The 14,348-nt window shown below is 34.3% G+C and carries 12 protein-coding genes; 9 read left to right on the forward strand and 3 right to left on the reverse strand.

All coding sequences use genetic code 11. The features are described from left to right. Positions 1-283 precede the first annotated feature (283 nt). The 6 genes from gltX to N4A31_02775 all read left to right on the forward strand — a co-directional run bounded on the left by gltX (position 284) and on the right by N4A31_02775 (position 7,803). Positions 284-1,663 carry a glutamate--tRNA ligase gene (gene gltX / locus N4A31_02750; protein ID MCT4635151.1) on the forward strand — a complete coding sequence of 460 codons (1,380 nt, stop codon included), beginning with the start codon at positions 284-286 and terminating at the stop codon, positions 1,661-1,663. After that, positions 1,647-2,342 (forward strand): peptidoglycan editing factor PgeF, encoded by a 696-nt coding sequence (gene pgeF, locus N4A31_02755; protein MCT4635152.1) that lies wholly within the window; start codon positions 1,647-1,649, stop codon positions 2,340-2,342. Before gltX ends, pgeF begins: the two co-directional genes overlap by 17 nt. A gap of 72 nt (positions 2,343-2,414) precedes the next feature. Further along, a complete protein-coding gene (locus N4A31_02760) occupies positions 2,415-2,843 on the forward strand; it encodes a hypothetical protein (protein MCT4635153.1) in 429 nt (142 codons plus the stop codon). A 475-nt stretch (positions 2,844-3,318) separates the two neighbouring features. Then, entirely contained in the window at positions 3,319-3,522 is a 204-nt protein-coding gene (locus tag N4A31_02765) for a cold-shock protein (protein ID MCT4635154.1), read from the forward strand. Between the two features lie 128 nt (positions 3,523-3,650). Then, positions 3,651-5,228: a DEAD/DEAH box helicase gene (locus tag N4A31_02770; GenBank protein ID MCT4635155.1), complete on the forward strand. Its 1,578-nt coding sequence runs from the start codon at positions 3,651-3,653 to the stop codon at positions 5,226-5,228. Between the two features lie 163 nt (positions 5,229-5,391). After that, positions 5,392-7,803: an ankyrin repeat domain-containing protein gene (locus N4A31_02775; GenBank protein MCT4635156.1), complete on the forward strand. Its 2,412-nt coding sequence runs from the start codon at positions 5,392-5,394 to the stop codon at positions 7,801-7,803. A 9-nt stretch (positions 7,804-7,812) separates the two neighbouring features. Here N4A31_02775 and N4A31_02780 read toward each other — a convergent pair whose 3' ends face one another. Further along, entirely contained in the window at positions 7,813-8,568 is a 756-nt protein-coding gene (locus tag N4A31_02780) for a pentapeptide repeat-containing protein (GenBank protein MCT4635157.1), read from the reverse strand. A 284-nt stretch (positions 8,569-8,852) separates the two neighbouring features. On the opposite strand from N4A31_02780, the gene N4A31_02785 reads away from it, so the two are divergent. Both N4A31_02785 and N4A31_02790 read left to right on the forward strand, forming a co-directional pair. Further along, the gene (locus N4A31_02785; protein ID MCT4635158.1) at positions 8,853-10,586 is read left to right on the forward strand and encodes an ankyrin repeat domain-containing protein; all 1,734 of its coding nucleotides are present in this window, start codon (positions 8,853-8,855) and stop codon (positions 10,584-10,586) included. A gap of 40 nt (positions 10,587-10,626) precedes the next feature. Continuing rightward, positions 10,627-11,418 carry a class II glutamine amidotransferase gene (locus N4A31_02790; protein MCT4635159.1) on the forward strand — a complete coding sequence of 264 codons (792 nt, stop codon included), beginning with the start codon at positions 10,627-10,629 and terminating at the stop codon, positions 11,416-11,418. A 150-nt stretch (positions 11,419-11,568) separates the two neighbouring features. On the opposite strand, the gene N4A31_02795 is transcribed toward N4A31_02790, so the two are convergent. Beyond that, positions 11,569-11,946, reverse strand: coding sequence for a hypothetical protein (locus N4A31_02795; protein ID MCT4635160.1), 378 nt, complete (start codon positions 11,944-11,946; stop codon positions 11,569-11,571). A gap of 118 nt (positions 11,947-12,064) precedes the next feature. On the opposite strand from N4A31_02795, the gene N4A31_02800 reads away from it, so the two are divergent. Further along, the gene (locus N4A31_02800; GenBank protein MCT4635161.1) at positions 12,065-13,276 is read left to right on the forward strand and encodes a phage portal protein; all 1,212 of its coding nucleotides are present in this window, start codon (positions 12,065-12,067) and stop codon (positions 13,274-13,276) included. Between the two features lie 84 nt (positions 13,277-13,360). Here the strand turns inward: N4A31_02800 and N4A31_02805 are convergent, their stop codons facing one another. Further along, positions 13,361-14,314 carry a hypothetical protein gene (locus N4A31_02805; protein ID MCT4635162.1) on the reverse strand — a complete coding sequence of 318 codons (954 nt, stop codon included), beginning with the start codon at positions 14,312-14,314 and terminating at the stop codon, positions 13,361-13,363. Positions 14,315-14,348 lie beyond the last annotated feature (34 nt).

The raw sequence follows: 14,348 nt of genomic DNA on the forward strand, positions 1-14,348 counted from the left end.
AGCCTTGGCGTACGAAGCAATCTCTATAAGAAGGGGGGAGATTGCCACGCGCTTTAAAAAGCGCTCGCAATGACGAGAGTGGGGGAAGAGCTTTCGAAGTCTATAATTAGTTGATTTTTATTAATTTGGGTTATTTGTTTTTATGTCAAGCTTCGATATTAAAAATATAAAATTCCTAAGTGATTTGGTAGGGGAAGTCTGGATAAGTAATTTTTTCTAGATTTTCCTTCGATGACACTATATAATGCAGCTAAATAATTAGTTAGATAAGGTTGTTTAGGTTATGAATAATGTCGTCACTCGTTTTGCTCCATCTCCTACAGGTTATTTACATATAGGCAGCGCCAGAACGGCTTTGTTTAATTATTTATTCGCTAAGTCTAATAATGGTAGGTTCTTACTGAGAATTGAAGATACTGACCGCAAGCGTTCTACAGATAAAGCAATTGAAGCTATCTTAGATGGTCTTAAATGGATGGGTCTGAGTTGGGACGGAGAAGAAGTTACTCAATTTTCTAAGAGTGAGCGCCATAAGGAAGTTGCGTTAGAATTGCTTAACAAGGGCAAAGCATATAAATGTTTTTTAAGCTCAGAAGAATTAGAGAAACTTCGTGAGAAATCTATGAAAACAGGTGAGCCTATTCGTAGCAAATGGAGAGATGCCAAATCTTCTAGCCATCCAGATGCTCCATATGTTGTTAGGCTTAAATCTCCACGTGAGGGTGTTACAATTTTAGAAGATGAAGTTCAAGGAACTATTACCACTGAGAATCATACCCTTGATGATATGATTTTATTACGTTCTGATGGAACTCCAACTTATATGCTTGCAGTGGTGGTGGATGATCATGATATGGGTGTTACCCATGTTATTAGAGGTGATGATCATTTGAGCAATACTCCGCGTCAGATAGTTATTTATGAGGCTTTAGGATGGAAAGTTCCTTCTTTTTCACATATTCCTCTTATTCATGGGCCGGATGGTAAAAAACTTTCTAAAAGACATGGTGCTTTGGGAGTGGAGGGATATCGCGATATGGGATATTTACCAGAGACGATTTGTAATTATTTACTAAGACTTGGGTGGAGTCATGGTGATGATGAGATAATTACTCAAGATCAGGCTATAGAATGGTTTAATTTAGAGTCAATAGGGAAGTCTCCTTCCAGATTAGACTTTAAAAAGATGAATCACTTAAATAATCATTATTTAAAAGAGGCTGATAACGATAGGGTGTTGTTGTTAATGCTGGAGCATATGCCTGAATTAAGTGATCAAAGCAAGGAGAATATTTTTAAAGGTTTAAATAGTTTAAAACAAAGAGCAAATACTATATTAGAATTGGTAGAGATGGCTAAGATTTATATCTTAGAAGAAGAGATAGAAATTCCAGAAGATTTAAAGAAAATAATTATGATGAAATTTGACGTAATTCAAGATTTTCAGCATCATATTTCAAAATCTAAAGATTGGACTAAAGAAGATCTGATGGAACGCACTAAAGCTTTCGCCATTAGTAATAAGATGAAGTTAGGAGAAATAGCTGGTATTACTAGGGTGTTATTAACCGGATCTACTGCTTCTCCAAGTGTCTTTGAAATCATGTCTATTTTGGGCAAAGATGCAACCGTTAAAAGGTTAGGCAATGTTTATAACTCATGATAAATTCAAGCCAAAGAATATTCGCTATGGTTTTTATACCAAGTCTTTTCCTTATATAAAAAATAATAAAGAAGAGAGTTTAAAAAAAGTTTCTAGGCATTTTAATTCTGAGTCTGTATCTGTTGTAGAGCAAAAACATACCAATAAAATTATTATCGTGAATGATTATCAAAATTCTTGTGTAGCTGATGGTCAGGTTACTACGATGCCTAATATTGCTTTGGGGGTGTTAACAGCTGATTGTGTTCCTATATTATTGGCTGATGAGAATAAAAAGGTAATATCTGCAGTTCATGCTGGTTGGCGTGGAGCTAGAGCTAATATAATGCAAGAAGCTGTAGATAAGATGAAGTCTTTAGGGGCTGAAAACATTACCGCAATTATAGGTCCTTGCATCAAGCAGCATTCCTATGAAGTTGGTGATGAATTATATCAAGACTTTATGCTGGAATCAGGTGGTTATAAGGAGTTTTTTGTTCCAAGTGTAAAGCCAAATCATTATATGTTTGATTTTCCGGGTTATGTTAAAGATAAGCTGTCTAGAGCTAATATTAGTAATATATTAGACGTTAATCGCAATACATATGATGAAGAGGAAGTTTTCTTTAGTTACAGAAGAAGCACTCACAATCCCAATAGTCCAATGGGAAATATTATCTCAATAATTATGCTTACATAAATATATCTCTTAATCCTCTTTTAATCTTTTCTTGTTAGCATCTTATTAAAATTTTAGCTCTAAGGAGTTGCTATGCATGGATTAGAACAAAGCCAAACTGAAGTTATGATGAATATAGCGGAAGGATATCTAGAAATGCTTCGGGGAGATTTGCAGGATGCAAGAGCGGATGGAGATTTAGAGCTAGTTAGCGAGATTGAGGAAGTTGTTACTCAATTAGAGGATGTCTCTAGAGCTAGAGAAGAGATAAATTATGGTATAGAGCAAGTATTATCTAGTGGAGGAGAAGGTCGATTGAATGCGGAAATTCATTCAATAAATACAGAGTTTATGAGAGAACGAAACGAATATTTAAATAATATCGTCAACACTGAACACCATTTGGATTTTGTAGAAGAAAACAATATGGTTGTAACTCATGGAGATGAATCAATTGATTCTGTAAGAATAATTATTTTTGTTACTGGTATGATGTTATATTGTTTTTCAGAGCAGGATTAAGATATGGTTTTGTATATGTCTAATTTATCAGAACAGATAGAAAGAATTAAAATATACAATATCTGCATGTGAAGAAAAGCTATCTGAGTTTCAAACACAATATATCATTGATCAATTTATGGCTAAGTTATAGATGGAACAGAAAATTGGTTGAGATTAATATGGTTCTTATAGGGGGATTTTAGGGAGGTTCTTGATTATGAAGAATCAGGATCATTTGTTGAGGTTGCGTAATTCCAATAAATACTTGACTTTTTAAGCATTAATCTTATAATGAAGAAAGGTTTTTGCCTAATGCTCTTTGGTTATTAAGTTGGTCTTAGCACTTTAAGTGGTGTATTTCCCCTGAATATGAAGCATTTCTCTCCAGAGTTAATTTAGACGATCTGGCTGAAAGAGTAATAAGAGTAGAAATTTTTACGCGGAGTAGTTTTGCGTAATGTTTAAAATAGTATAAAGTTATCAAGGAGACGAAATGTCAACAGGTATTGTAAAATGGTTTAATGCAACAAAAGGTTATGGTTTCATTCAACCAGAGGAAGGAACAAGCGATGTGTTTGTTCATATTAGTGCTTTAGAAGAAGCAGGTATTTCTGGCCTAAAAGAAGGTGAAAAAATATCATATGAAGTTGCTACAAATAAAGGTAAAACTTCAGCAGTTAATTTAAAATTAGCATAATTGCTTAAATTTTAAGCTTAGGGGGTTTAAATAAAGCCCCTAAGTCTGCCGTCTTAACAATAGGGTGAGTAAGATTTTCTAAATATATTAGTATTATTTTCCTCTCTCAGAATTTCAGGAAAAATACTATGGAAAATTTTCAATCACTTGGGTTGCCCGAGCCGTTATTTAATGCACTTGCGGCAATGAAATATACAGCACCAACTCCAATTCAAGCTCAAACAATTCCTCATGCGCTTCAGGGACAAGACGTTCTTGGCACAGCACAGACTGGAACTGGAAAAACAGCAGCTTATGGAATACCTTTAATCTCATATTTATTGAATTCAGAAAATACTACAGCTTTAGTGTTAACACCAACTAGAGAATTAGCTATGCAGGTTCTTGCGCTGCTAAATCAAATGTTGGGTAATAAAAGCAAGATTAGAACAGCGTTAATAATTGGTGGAGATCCAATGGGTAGGCAGCTTAATCAATTAGCTGGAAATCCTAGAATAATTGTTGGTACTCCTGGAAGAATAAATGATCATTTAGATCGTGGTACATTGAAATTAAGTAAAACAGGATTTTTGGTGCTTGATGAAACTGACCGTATGCTTGATATGGGGTTTGGTATTCAACTTGATGAAATTGCAAGATTTTTACCGAAACAGCGTCAAACATTAATGTTCTCAGCAACTTTGCCAAATAATATTACAAATATTTCAACAAAATATTTAAAAGATGCAGTTAGAGTCTCAATAGGTTCTACTATTTCTGCTGCTGATACAATCAAGCAAGAAACAATACGTCTTTCTGAAGCAGAAAAATATGGTGTATTGGTGGAGCAATTAGACTCAAGAGAAGGAACTGTTATTATTTTTGTTAAAACCAAAATGGGGACAGAAAGATTAGCAGACAAATTGCGTGATCATGGTCACAGTGTTGCTGCTATTCATGGAGATCTTCGTCAAAGAAACCGCGAGAAAGTTATTCGTGGTTTTAGAAATAAGAAACATCGTATTCTTGTGGCAACTGACGTTGCTGCACGTGGTTTAGATATACCGCATATTGAATGTGTGATTAATCATGACTTACCACAATGCGAAGAAGACTTTATTCATCGTATTGGTCGTACTGGGCGCGCTGGTTCTGAAGGAATGGCTATAAGTTTAATAACTCCACAAGATCATTCAAAATGGAGAGATATCCATAAAATGATGTATCCTGGTGTTAAACTTGATTCTAGTTTTGATGACCCTAAAAGAGCTTCAAGATCTAAGAATGCTAATAGGTCTGGAAGAAATTCAGGTGGTGGGTTTAGACGATCTGAAGGAAGAAACTTCAACCGAAGATTAGAAACAGAAAGATCATCTGCTGGATCTTATAGCTCAAGGCCTGATTTTGCCGCTAGAGGTAGAAGGGGGCAAAGATTTGAAGAAGGCAACACTTCAAGACGTAGTTTTGGTGGCTTAGAAGAGGGCAGCTCAAGATCTTTTGGCAACAGAGCTTTTGAGGGAAGAAGATTTGGAGAAGAAAACTCTTCACGACGCAGCTTTGGTGGAAAGTTTGAAAAAAGAAGATCAGAAAATGGAAACTCTTCTGGAAAATCTTCAAGATCTGGTTTTGGTAATAGAGCGTCAAGGAATGAAAATAGATCTCCTGCTAGACCTGCTTCTAATGGTTTTCGTAAAACATTTTCAAGAGATAGAAGATTTGGTGCTTAATTAGAAGCATAAACTTTATTTTAAATCACTACAAATCTTTGGATGAGTATCAAATCTTATCCGAAGATTTTTTGCCTGTTTTTAAACTAAAAGTGTATTTTCTTGATTTTGGTCATCTATTAATATAGCATTCTTTTATAAGAACATTTATAAGGGGTTAGTGATGTCAGAAGAAATCAATAGAAGATTATTAGACTGTGTTTATAAAAACGATGTACAGGGGGTGGCTAAGACAATTTCTGAAGGAGCTGATATCAACTATACCAACTTATATGGTGAAACCGCTCTTCATATTGCTTCTATTAATGGATATAAAGATTTAGCGAAATTATTACTTTCTAAAAACTCTAGAATTCAGCAAAAAGATGATATTGGTTTAACCCCTCTGGATTGGGCCGAACGTAGATCTAAGGAAGGTGTTGCAATTGAAATTAGATCTCACAAAGAAAAGCAAAAGCAATATCAAGACCGTTGGAACTCAGTTTATAATACATTAGATTCTGTTTATAAGGCTGGTATACGCTCTGCCTATGAAAAAGGTGCTTATGCTTATGATATAATAGATCGTTTAGCAAAAGATTTGGTAGGTGAGCCTTCTAAGGAAGATGTTCGCTATCAATCACAGCAGGATATGGATGAGCATGAGGCTGAACAAACCTTTTCTAGTGATCAAAAAGATACATCTTTACCAAATTTACCAAAAAGTAAAACCGCTACTCCTTCTCCTAGAAAACAACATGCTCCCCAGGCTAAGTCTAGTGAGGTTAGTTGGGGAGTATGGGGGGCTGAAAAGTTTTATAATGTTTTTAACGCATTTGGACAATATGCAACGAGGGAGAATCCAACCTATAAATTCACAACTAAAGAAGATGCCAAGCTAAACAAAGGAGAAGCTAGAGTAAAACGAGAAGGCAGTAAAATTTTTGTTGAGAAAGAAGATGGAACAGAATTTACTGTTGAAAAAGGAGAGGTATCAGAAGAGCTTTTTGAAAAACTTAGCAAAGTTTCAAAGTCAGAGGAGGTTATATTTACTGACGAAGAAGCCAGGCAAATGTCTGATTTTATAGAAGAAAAAGAAAGAAAACAAAATATACCTGAAGAGAAGGGCAGAGAAAAAAGTAAAAATAAAGAAGAATATGCCCCTAATATGAAGCTTCTAAATGCAGAATTACATAGAGCTGCAGAAAAAGACAATATAGAAAGTATGGAGCATGCATTAAATAGAGGAGCTGATATAAATTCTCAAAATAAGTTTGGCAATACGGTTTTACATAATGCAGCTTCAAAAGAGAATTTAGAAACAATAGATTTCTTACTTTCCTGCGGAGCTGATCCTAATATAACAAATAAAAGAAAAGAAACGGCTTTACATGTGGCTTTATCCACTGAAATGATAAATATAAAAATTCCTATAATTAATATTATGCTTGAAAAAGGAGCTGATTTAAATGCTCAAGATATTAATGGAAATTCTCCTATGCATTTTGCAGCTTTAAGCTCTGATGATGTGATAGACATAATGTTGGATGGTGATCGTGCTTCACAAGTGGATATGAATTTGAGAAACAATCGAGGAGATACAGCTCTTAATTTTGCCCTAGAGTTGGGGGATGATGAAAGAATTGAAAAGCTTTGTACTACAAAGATAGATACAAATGCGTTAAATAACGATCAAGAGAGCAGTCTTGCTATAGCTCTAAAACATGGTGCTAGTGATCGCATTATTGCAAAATTACTTCCCACTGACAAAGCTGTTTATAGTGTTCAGGATGCACAAGGTAATAGCATAATGCATCATGCTATTGGATATGGGGTAAGAAAAGGGAAGACAGGAGTTGTTACTAGTCTTATGAAAAATGGAGGAGATATTGATATAGAAAATTATAAGGGAGTTTCTCCTCGGAAGATTGGCTATAATTATGCAATGAACGAAGGAACAGAAACTGCTATAGAGATTAATAGAAAAAAACGCCTTCATCAGGTGGCATTATCAGGAGATGAGACCCAGATTAAAAAATTAGCAGCTAAGGGAGCAAATTTAGATCAACAAGATGAATTAGGAAATACTCCTGGCCATTATGCTTTATTATCTGATAATGAGGATAATTTTTATGTATTAACTGAAGATTTAGGTGCCGACATTGATATTAAAAATAATAAGGGAATTTCTTTAAGGGATGTTATAGAATCCACAAGTCCAGAAAAGGCTAATGAGTTGATAAGAGAAGTTTCTAAAGATATAGAAAGTATATTCTATGGAGGAAGCGTAGCAGATCATGAGCATAATAGTGAATTTAAGGAAGTGAATTCTTCTATAGGTTTAGAGGGTAGTGAAGTTAGGTTAGAAGTGCCAGAAGAGGAGAAGGAAGTTATAGAGCGTGTAGGTTCGCCAGTTGGAGTGAATATTTCAGATAAAGAAATAACCAAACAATCAAAAATTTTAAGGCTTGAAATTCCAAAGGATGTTCTTAATTCTTTAAGAGAAAGTGGAGCTCAATGTGTTGAGGGAGTGGAAAGTATAAACCCTCAAGAGAAGGGCGTCAAAACTCCTAGAAAAGGAAGAGAAAGAAGCTAGTTAAGGAGTCTAATTGTCAAAAAAATTAGTTATTCTTGCTAAAAAGGCAATAATTTTATTGCCTGTTTTTTGTAACGGAGGGGCATAGTAAGCCACTGGATCTAAGGTCTCTGAATAGATTTTTATTTGTTTTTTAAAGGCAAAGTTTTTTTCTGGTGAATCATCAAAAAGAGCGGTTTCTGCTCCTATGGTAAAAGCAAGTTGTTTTGGATCTAAGTTCTTACAGCCTAGGAAATCGCATCCAGAGATGTTAGTATTTTCAAACAACACTCCTTTCATATCACACTTAGAAAAATTGGTTCCTGTAAGATCCATATTACTTAGGTTTAAGTTAATATAGCATGCTATTCCTAATTCTGATCTAACAGTTAATACTGGTCCAAGATAAGCTCCTTCTAGGTTTAGTCCTTGAGCCGTAACGGTTCCATTTAGCATTAACTCTCTAAAGAAGTCTATTCCTTGTCGGTCAAGACGTACAGAGCTTATATCACAATCTTTAAAGTCGCATAAGGCAAAGTCAGAAAAACGAATTCTTCTGAAGTCTGCTCCAGTGAAATTATATTCAACTAAGTTAATTTTATTATTACGGCCAAAATCAGATACACCAAGTTTTTGTTGAGCGTGATACTCATTAATCATTCTAGCAAGGAAAGCGCGGTCAAGGTAAGCCGTTACTTCTTTTTTAGATTTATTTGATTCTATTTCAGATAACAAATCATCTAAATCAAATGCTGCAAAATCTGACAAATCTTGGGTTTCACTCATAAAATTACTATAGTTAATTACCTACTGTAGTGAGATTATAGGTTTAAATAGTAAATAAAATATTAAGATTATAGACCTAGTTTAGATATAATCTTCACTACTAATAATGAGTAGAGCTATTCCAGATTAAATATTTAAAAATGAGGTTGTATCACCAGATAAAGTGATTTTGTTTCCCGGAGGATCAAGAAAAGGGAAGGATGTTACCGTAGGTTTTATTAATTATTTCTTCATAATTGACTGTTACTCTATTTATAGAGTGGAATAATTATTAGAGGAAATTAATGAAAACAGAGGAACCGAAAAAGAAATGGAGGGATATTGTAAAATCTAAAGTAATGCCAGCTATTAAACCTCAGAAAGGGGATTTGGTTGATTGTGTAAGGGTTAGAATATCTTCTAGTACGGCTTATTTGCAAGAGGTGGCCACTGGAAAAAGGACACATTTTGGAGATGAGTATAAGATGCTTAAAATGGACAAGAAAACCTTGGAGGATCATCAATTACTTTATGAATCTGGTAGTTTGGTTTACAGGAAGGATCAAAATAAAAAAGCTTCCACAGAAGGGTTAGTCAGTAAAGGAGAAAAGAACCTACAAGCTTTTGTTATGGGTAAAGATGGAGGTCTTTATATTGCTACTCATACAGGAAGGTTTAGTCCAGATCCTAGCAAGGCTACTTTAACTCATGCATCTTTTCTAAGTGGAGTGCCAGCAGAACTTGCGGGTATGATTAGCATCAATAAACAAGGAAAAATAATTAAAATAACGAATAATAGCGGCCATTATGCACCTGATGAGTTAGATATGTATAGGGGGATTAAGAAATTAGGAATGGATGTTTTTGATCCTAATTGTAAAGTGGTAATAATGGGCAGTAAATCTCTAAAAATATCTTCATTCATACAAATAATGGAAAGAGTTCAACCAAGTGGTAAAATGCTTCATCAAGAATTAAGAGAGGATAGAAAGAATGAAATTAGAAAAGAGATTATGTCTATTAGTTCTTTAGAACATCAAATAGATCATTTATTAACCCATAAGACTGATCAAAAAACTTTATCTAATTTATTTGAGGGATGTTTTGAAAATAAAAATATTGCTTTAGCTGAGCGCTTCATTACTAAGCTTAAAGATATGAAAAAATTAAATAGCTTCTTAGGATCTAAAATGGATAGAGGTTATTATCCTATGCATTATATTGCACTTAAGGGAAATATGGGGATGTTTAAAATGGCTCTTGAGAGTGGAGTTGATGTTAAAGTAAAGGATAGAGAGGGAAGAAATCTCTTAGAATATGCTGGAAAACCAGAAATGATTACATATTTATGTGCTAAAGGAGTGGACGTTAACTCAATTGATGTACTAGGAGATACAGTTTTAGAGGGGAATATAGAAGAATATAAAAGATGTTTAACTGTACCAAATTATCCTAAGAATATAGAAGATATAAAACAAAATATTTTTGCACTGGTTAATAATGGTGCAAATATAGATAAACTTCGAGATGAGCCAATAATAAAAGAAACAAAGCAAGTGCAGGAAGTGCTGAATTTTATAAAATCAAAGGCAAGTAATTCTAAGCATAACTATAAAATAGAAGATCGTTTAAATAATTTGTCAGAAGGTTGTTTAGCTAGGTGTTTGTCTACTAAGGATAATAATGGAGAGACTTTGCTTCATGTGGCAGCTAGACAAGGGAATATAGAGTTATGTGAAGCATTGCTTGATAAAGGTGCTGATGTTTCTATTAAAAATAACGATGGGAAGCGGCCTCAAGATGTAGCTAAAGAAAGACCTCAAAGAACATTTAGAGAATGGATCTCAAATCTGGTAGGAATAAGTGATATAAAATATCCAAGCAAGAAAGATTTAAATAAAGTTTATCAGAGACTTGTTTCGTTTAAGCCAAAACAAAGCAAACCTATTAAACCTAATGTTATTTATACGGAGTATCCTGTGTACAGCCAACATCAGTCAATGGTTAAGAAAATGAAAAATCCTCAAAGCAAAAAATAAGAACTCGTTAGTTTTTAAGTAAAGTTACAAGGAGTGTTTAATGTGTAGATTTGTTGCATATATTGGAGAAAAGCCTATTTTAATAGGGGAACTTTTAGTAAAGCCAGGTAATTCTTTAATCAAACAAAGTAAAAATGCTACAAAAGATCAGTATAAAGTGAATGCTGATGGTTTTGGGATGGCTTGGTATGATTTTAAAATTATCAATAATCCTGCAGTTTTTAGATCTATTCAGCCGGCTTGGAATGATAGTAACTTAATAGATTTAGCTAAGATTATAGAATCTAAATGTTTTATAGGACATATTAGGTCCTCAACAATTGGTGATATTACCAAGAGCAATTGTCATCCTTTTTGTTATAAAGACTATACAATGGTGCATAATGGAGCCATAGACGGCTTTGATAATATAAGACGTTCATTAATGGCAGAGTTATCCGATGAACTTTTTCTTGAGATTAAAGGCAATACTGATTCTGAATGTTTATTCTTTTTGATTATGCAATATGTATATGTTAAAGAAATGTCTCTTAATGAAGCAATCAAGGAAGCTTTTAGATGGGTGGATAATGCTCAAGGAGAGGAGGATTCTTCTCGTCTTAATATAGTTATTACTAATGGTAAAGAAATGATAGCTACTAGATTTGTTACAAAAGAACATAAAGCATTATCATTAAATTATTCAAAATATGATGATGAATCAGTTGTTATAGCCTCTGAAAATTTAGATGACCATCTATATAAATGGCATGAAGTGCCGGTTAACCATTATGTTCAAATTAAAAATGGTGGAAAAGATTTAAAGATTGCATCTTTTAGTGATATTAAATAATTACTGGTTTCAATTTTTTATCTTCTCTACTTAAGAGAAAAACTTAAGTGTTTATATTATAACTTTAAAAAAACAAAAAAATTCATATGGGGGGTATGACATTTTCCTCAGTGCTATGATAGTATACAAAATATAAGGATGAGAACTCTTTTAAAAGAAATCACTTCCGTCTGGCATTTTTGTATAACCAGGTATTGTGATGGTTTTGCCATCTACTGAGAATACTTCTGTTCTTTGCATGTATAGAGATTCTTCTTCTGTAAAACCTCTTTCTAATCTCCTCACTTGCTCCCATGTTGTAAATAGGGTTGCAACTGCAGGGTGAAGAAAGCATTTTATTAAATATTCTTTGCAATGATAGGCTTCAGCGGGCTGATTTCCGTTATCTAAGGATTGCTCAACTGTATATCCATTAACAAGTCTTCTAACTTGTTCCCATGTGGTGAAGAGGGAAGCAATTTGAGGAGTATAACACTTTTTTATTAAGTATGATTTACAAAGCTCGGCTTCGGTGGGTTCGGTGGGCATGTTTGTAATTCTTTATGTCAATTATATAAGATAGTTTAGTGCTCTCTTGGTTAAAAAATAATTAAGCTTCAAAATAATTTTATCCATTAATATATGATAATTCTCAGGAGAGATATATATGACCAACAGGTTTAAACAATTTTTTACAAAATCTAGCGATAAATCTGTAATGAAGAATAGATCACATTCGTCAGATAAGTCATATTTTTATGAAATGAATACACCTCATTGGTCTTCAAGAGAATATGAACAATTTTCTGATCAAGCTTATATTAAGAATGTAATTGCGCATAGGGCAATAAATATGGTATCTCAGGCTGCTGCCAGTGTACCTTGGGCTCTTTATAAAACAAAACATAAACATAAAGTTAAACTTCAGGATCATCCACTTCTAAAATTGCTTCATCGTCCTAATCCATTTTATGCTGGAGCTGAGTTTTTTGAAAATATTTATGCTTATAAATTAATTAGTGGAAATGCTTTTATTCAAGCACTTGGACGAGATGATTCTCCACCAAAAGAATTGCATATTCTTAGGCCAGATAGAGTGAGTATTGTACCAGATGGTTTTGGTAATGTTGCTGGCTATATTTATAAGGTTAAGACTGTAGAAAAATTCTATCCATGCAATAAAATAACCGGACATACTAAGATATTACACATTAAAAACTTCCATCCGCTAGATGATCTCCGAGGGCTTTCTTCAGTTGAAGCTGCGGCATTTAGCATTGACCAGCATAATCAGGCAGCGGCTTGGAATAAGTCACTGCTTGAGAATGCTGCGCGTCCTTCGGGTGCATTGGTTGTTAAAAGTAATGGTGCATATGATGCTGTTCTTTCTGACGAGCAATACACCCGTATTAAAGAGCAAATGGAAGAATCTTTCATGGGTAATAAAAATGCAGGTAAACCTATTGTAATGGAAGGTGGGCTTGAATGGCAGGAGATGAGCATGTCTCCAAAAGATATGGATTTTATAGAGTCTAAGAATAGCGCAGCAAGAGACATTGCTTTAAGTTTTGGAGTTCCTCCTCAATTACTTGGCATCCCAGGTGACAATACTTATAGTAATATGCAAGAGGCCAGATTAGCTCTTTGGGAAGAGACGGTGATTCCCATGTTGGATCATTTAACGGATAGCCTCAATCATTGGCTGGTTCCAATGTATGGTGATGGTTTAAGCTTGGCATATGATGTTAATGAAATTAGTGGGCTTTCTGCAAGGAGAGAAAAAATTTGGGCAAGAATTGAAAATGCATCTTTTTTAACTGTTAATGAAAAACGTCAGATGATTGGTTTATCGCCAATAGAAAATGGCGATGTATTATAAAAATATACGCCTTAAAAAGCAATTAAGGCGTATAGATTTAGATGATATTATACCATCCCATAGGCTAGTATAGTTTTATAAATCTTATTCATCAGAGATATATCCATCTGAAAATCCATGGTTAGTTTGACCTAAAATTTCTTGGTCATCTTCTTTATTGCTATCTCCACTTTCAGAAGTCGTCTCTCCATCTAAGTGCATCTCTTCAACTCCTTGTACAAGATTATAAGGTTCATCTGAATCAGGACCAAAAACACTTTCAAAAGCTTGACCAGTGAAAGGATTTATGATATCTGCACCGTTATATCTATTAATTACTGCTTGTTGATGAGTATTAGATTCTTCTGCGGTGTCAGAATTATCTTCGATTGCAAAATCATTAAAAAGATTTCTAACAATTCCATTATCGCTTTCGTTAGCAGAGCTTTCATCTGAAGTGCTATCACTATCGCTATCACCAGGAGTATGTGGAAAAAGTTGAATTCCTTGATCGCCTTGCATTACTTGGGCTATATCTCCATTACTAAGACCACTTTCTGGTGTGGATAGAGGAATTGCGCCATTTCCTTGCATAACTTCTACAATATTTAGACCATCGTGTGGGGTATTAATAACCACTTCTCCGCCTTGATGCTGGTTTCCCATTGGAATTATTCCATTTTGAGCATAAAACTCTGCTATTCCAGCATGTTGTTCTGCCTGTTGATTAGGAGTTCCTACAGGAGTTATAGCTAGAGGAGTAAAAATAAAATGGCCTACAGATGTAGGTGAGCCAAATAATGGTCCATGTTCTGGAGTATAATGAAGGGGGTGAAATTGATTTCCTTCATGCAGTGGAGCTTGTTGTTGGTTATTATCAGGGGTTACCTGTCCATGTTCTGGAGTTTGAGGATTATTTCCAACAACTAAATTTCCTCCATGTAGTGGCGCTTGTTGTTGGTTATTATCAGGGGTTACCTGTCCATGTTCTGGAGTTTGAGGTGGAGTCTGTTGCACATTTGGTGCAGGATAAGACATCTCTGCAAAAGTTCTTTTCATAGTAAATTTTGTCCAAATTAATAGTTAGGTTTCT

This window comes from Rickettsiales bacterium (assembly GCA_025210695.1).
Classification (GTDB): domain Bacteria; phylum Pseudomonadota; class Alphaproteobacteria; order Rickettsiales; family CANDYO01; genus CANDYO01.

What these genes read in the sequence shown, in the direction of transcription:
- gltX (MCT4635151.1), top strand. Translation starts at nt 284, where the DNA reads ATGAATAATGTCGTCACTCGTTTTGCTCCATCTCCTACAGGTTATTTA.
- pgeF (MCT4635152.1), top strand. Translation starts at nt 1,647, where the DNA reads ATGTTTATAACTCATGATAAATTCAAGCCAAAGAATATTCGCTATGGT.
- N4A31_02760 (MCT4635153.1), top strand. Translation starts at nt 2,415, where the DNA reads ATGCATGGATTAGAACAAAGCCAAACTGAAGTTATGATGAATATAGCG.
- N4A31_02765 (MCT4635154.1), top strand. Translation starts at nt 3,319, where the DNA reads ATGTCAACAGGTATTGTAAAATGGTTTAATGCAACAAAAGGTTATGGT.
- N4A31_02770 (MCT4635155.1), top strand. Translation starts at nt 3,651, where the DNA reads ATGGAAAATTTTCAATCACTTGGGTTGCCCGAGCCGTTATTTAATGCA.
- N4A31_02775 (MCT4635156.1), top strand. Translation starts at nt 5,392, where the DNA reads ATGTCAGAAGAAATCAATAGAAGATTATTAGACTGTGTTTATAAAAAC.
- N4A31_02780 (MCT4635157.1), bottom strand. Translation starts at nt 8,568, where the DNA reads ATGAGTGAAACCCAAGATTTGTCAGATTTTGCAGCATTTGATTTAGAT.
- N4A31_02785 (MCT4635158.1), top strand. Translation starts at nt 8,853, where the DNA reads ATGAAAACAGAGGAACCGAAAAAGAAATGGAGGGATATTGTAAAATCT.
- N4A31_02790 (MCT4635159.1), top strand. Translation starts at nt 10,627, where the DNA reads ATGTGTAGATTTGTTGCATATATTGGAGAAAAGCCTATTTTAATAGGG.
- N4A31_02795 (MCT4635160.1), bottom strand. Translation starts at nt 11,946, where the DNA reads ATGCCCACCGAACCCACCGAAGCCGAGCTTTGTAAATCATACTTAATA.
- N4A31_02800 (MCT4635161.1), top strand. Translation starts at nt 12,065, where the DNA reads ATGACCAACAGGTTTAAACAATTTTTTACAAAATCTAGCGATAAATCT.
- N4A31_02805 (MCT4635162.1), bottom strand. Translation starts at nt 14,314, where the DNA reads ATGAAAAGAACTTTTGCAGAGATGTCTTATCCTGCACCAAATGTGCAA.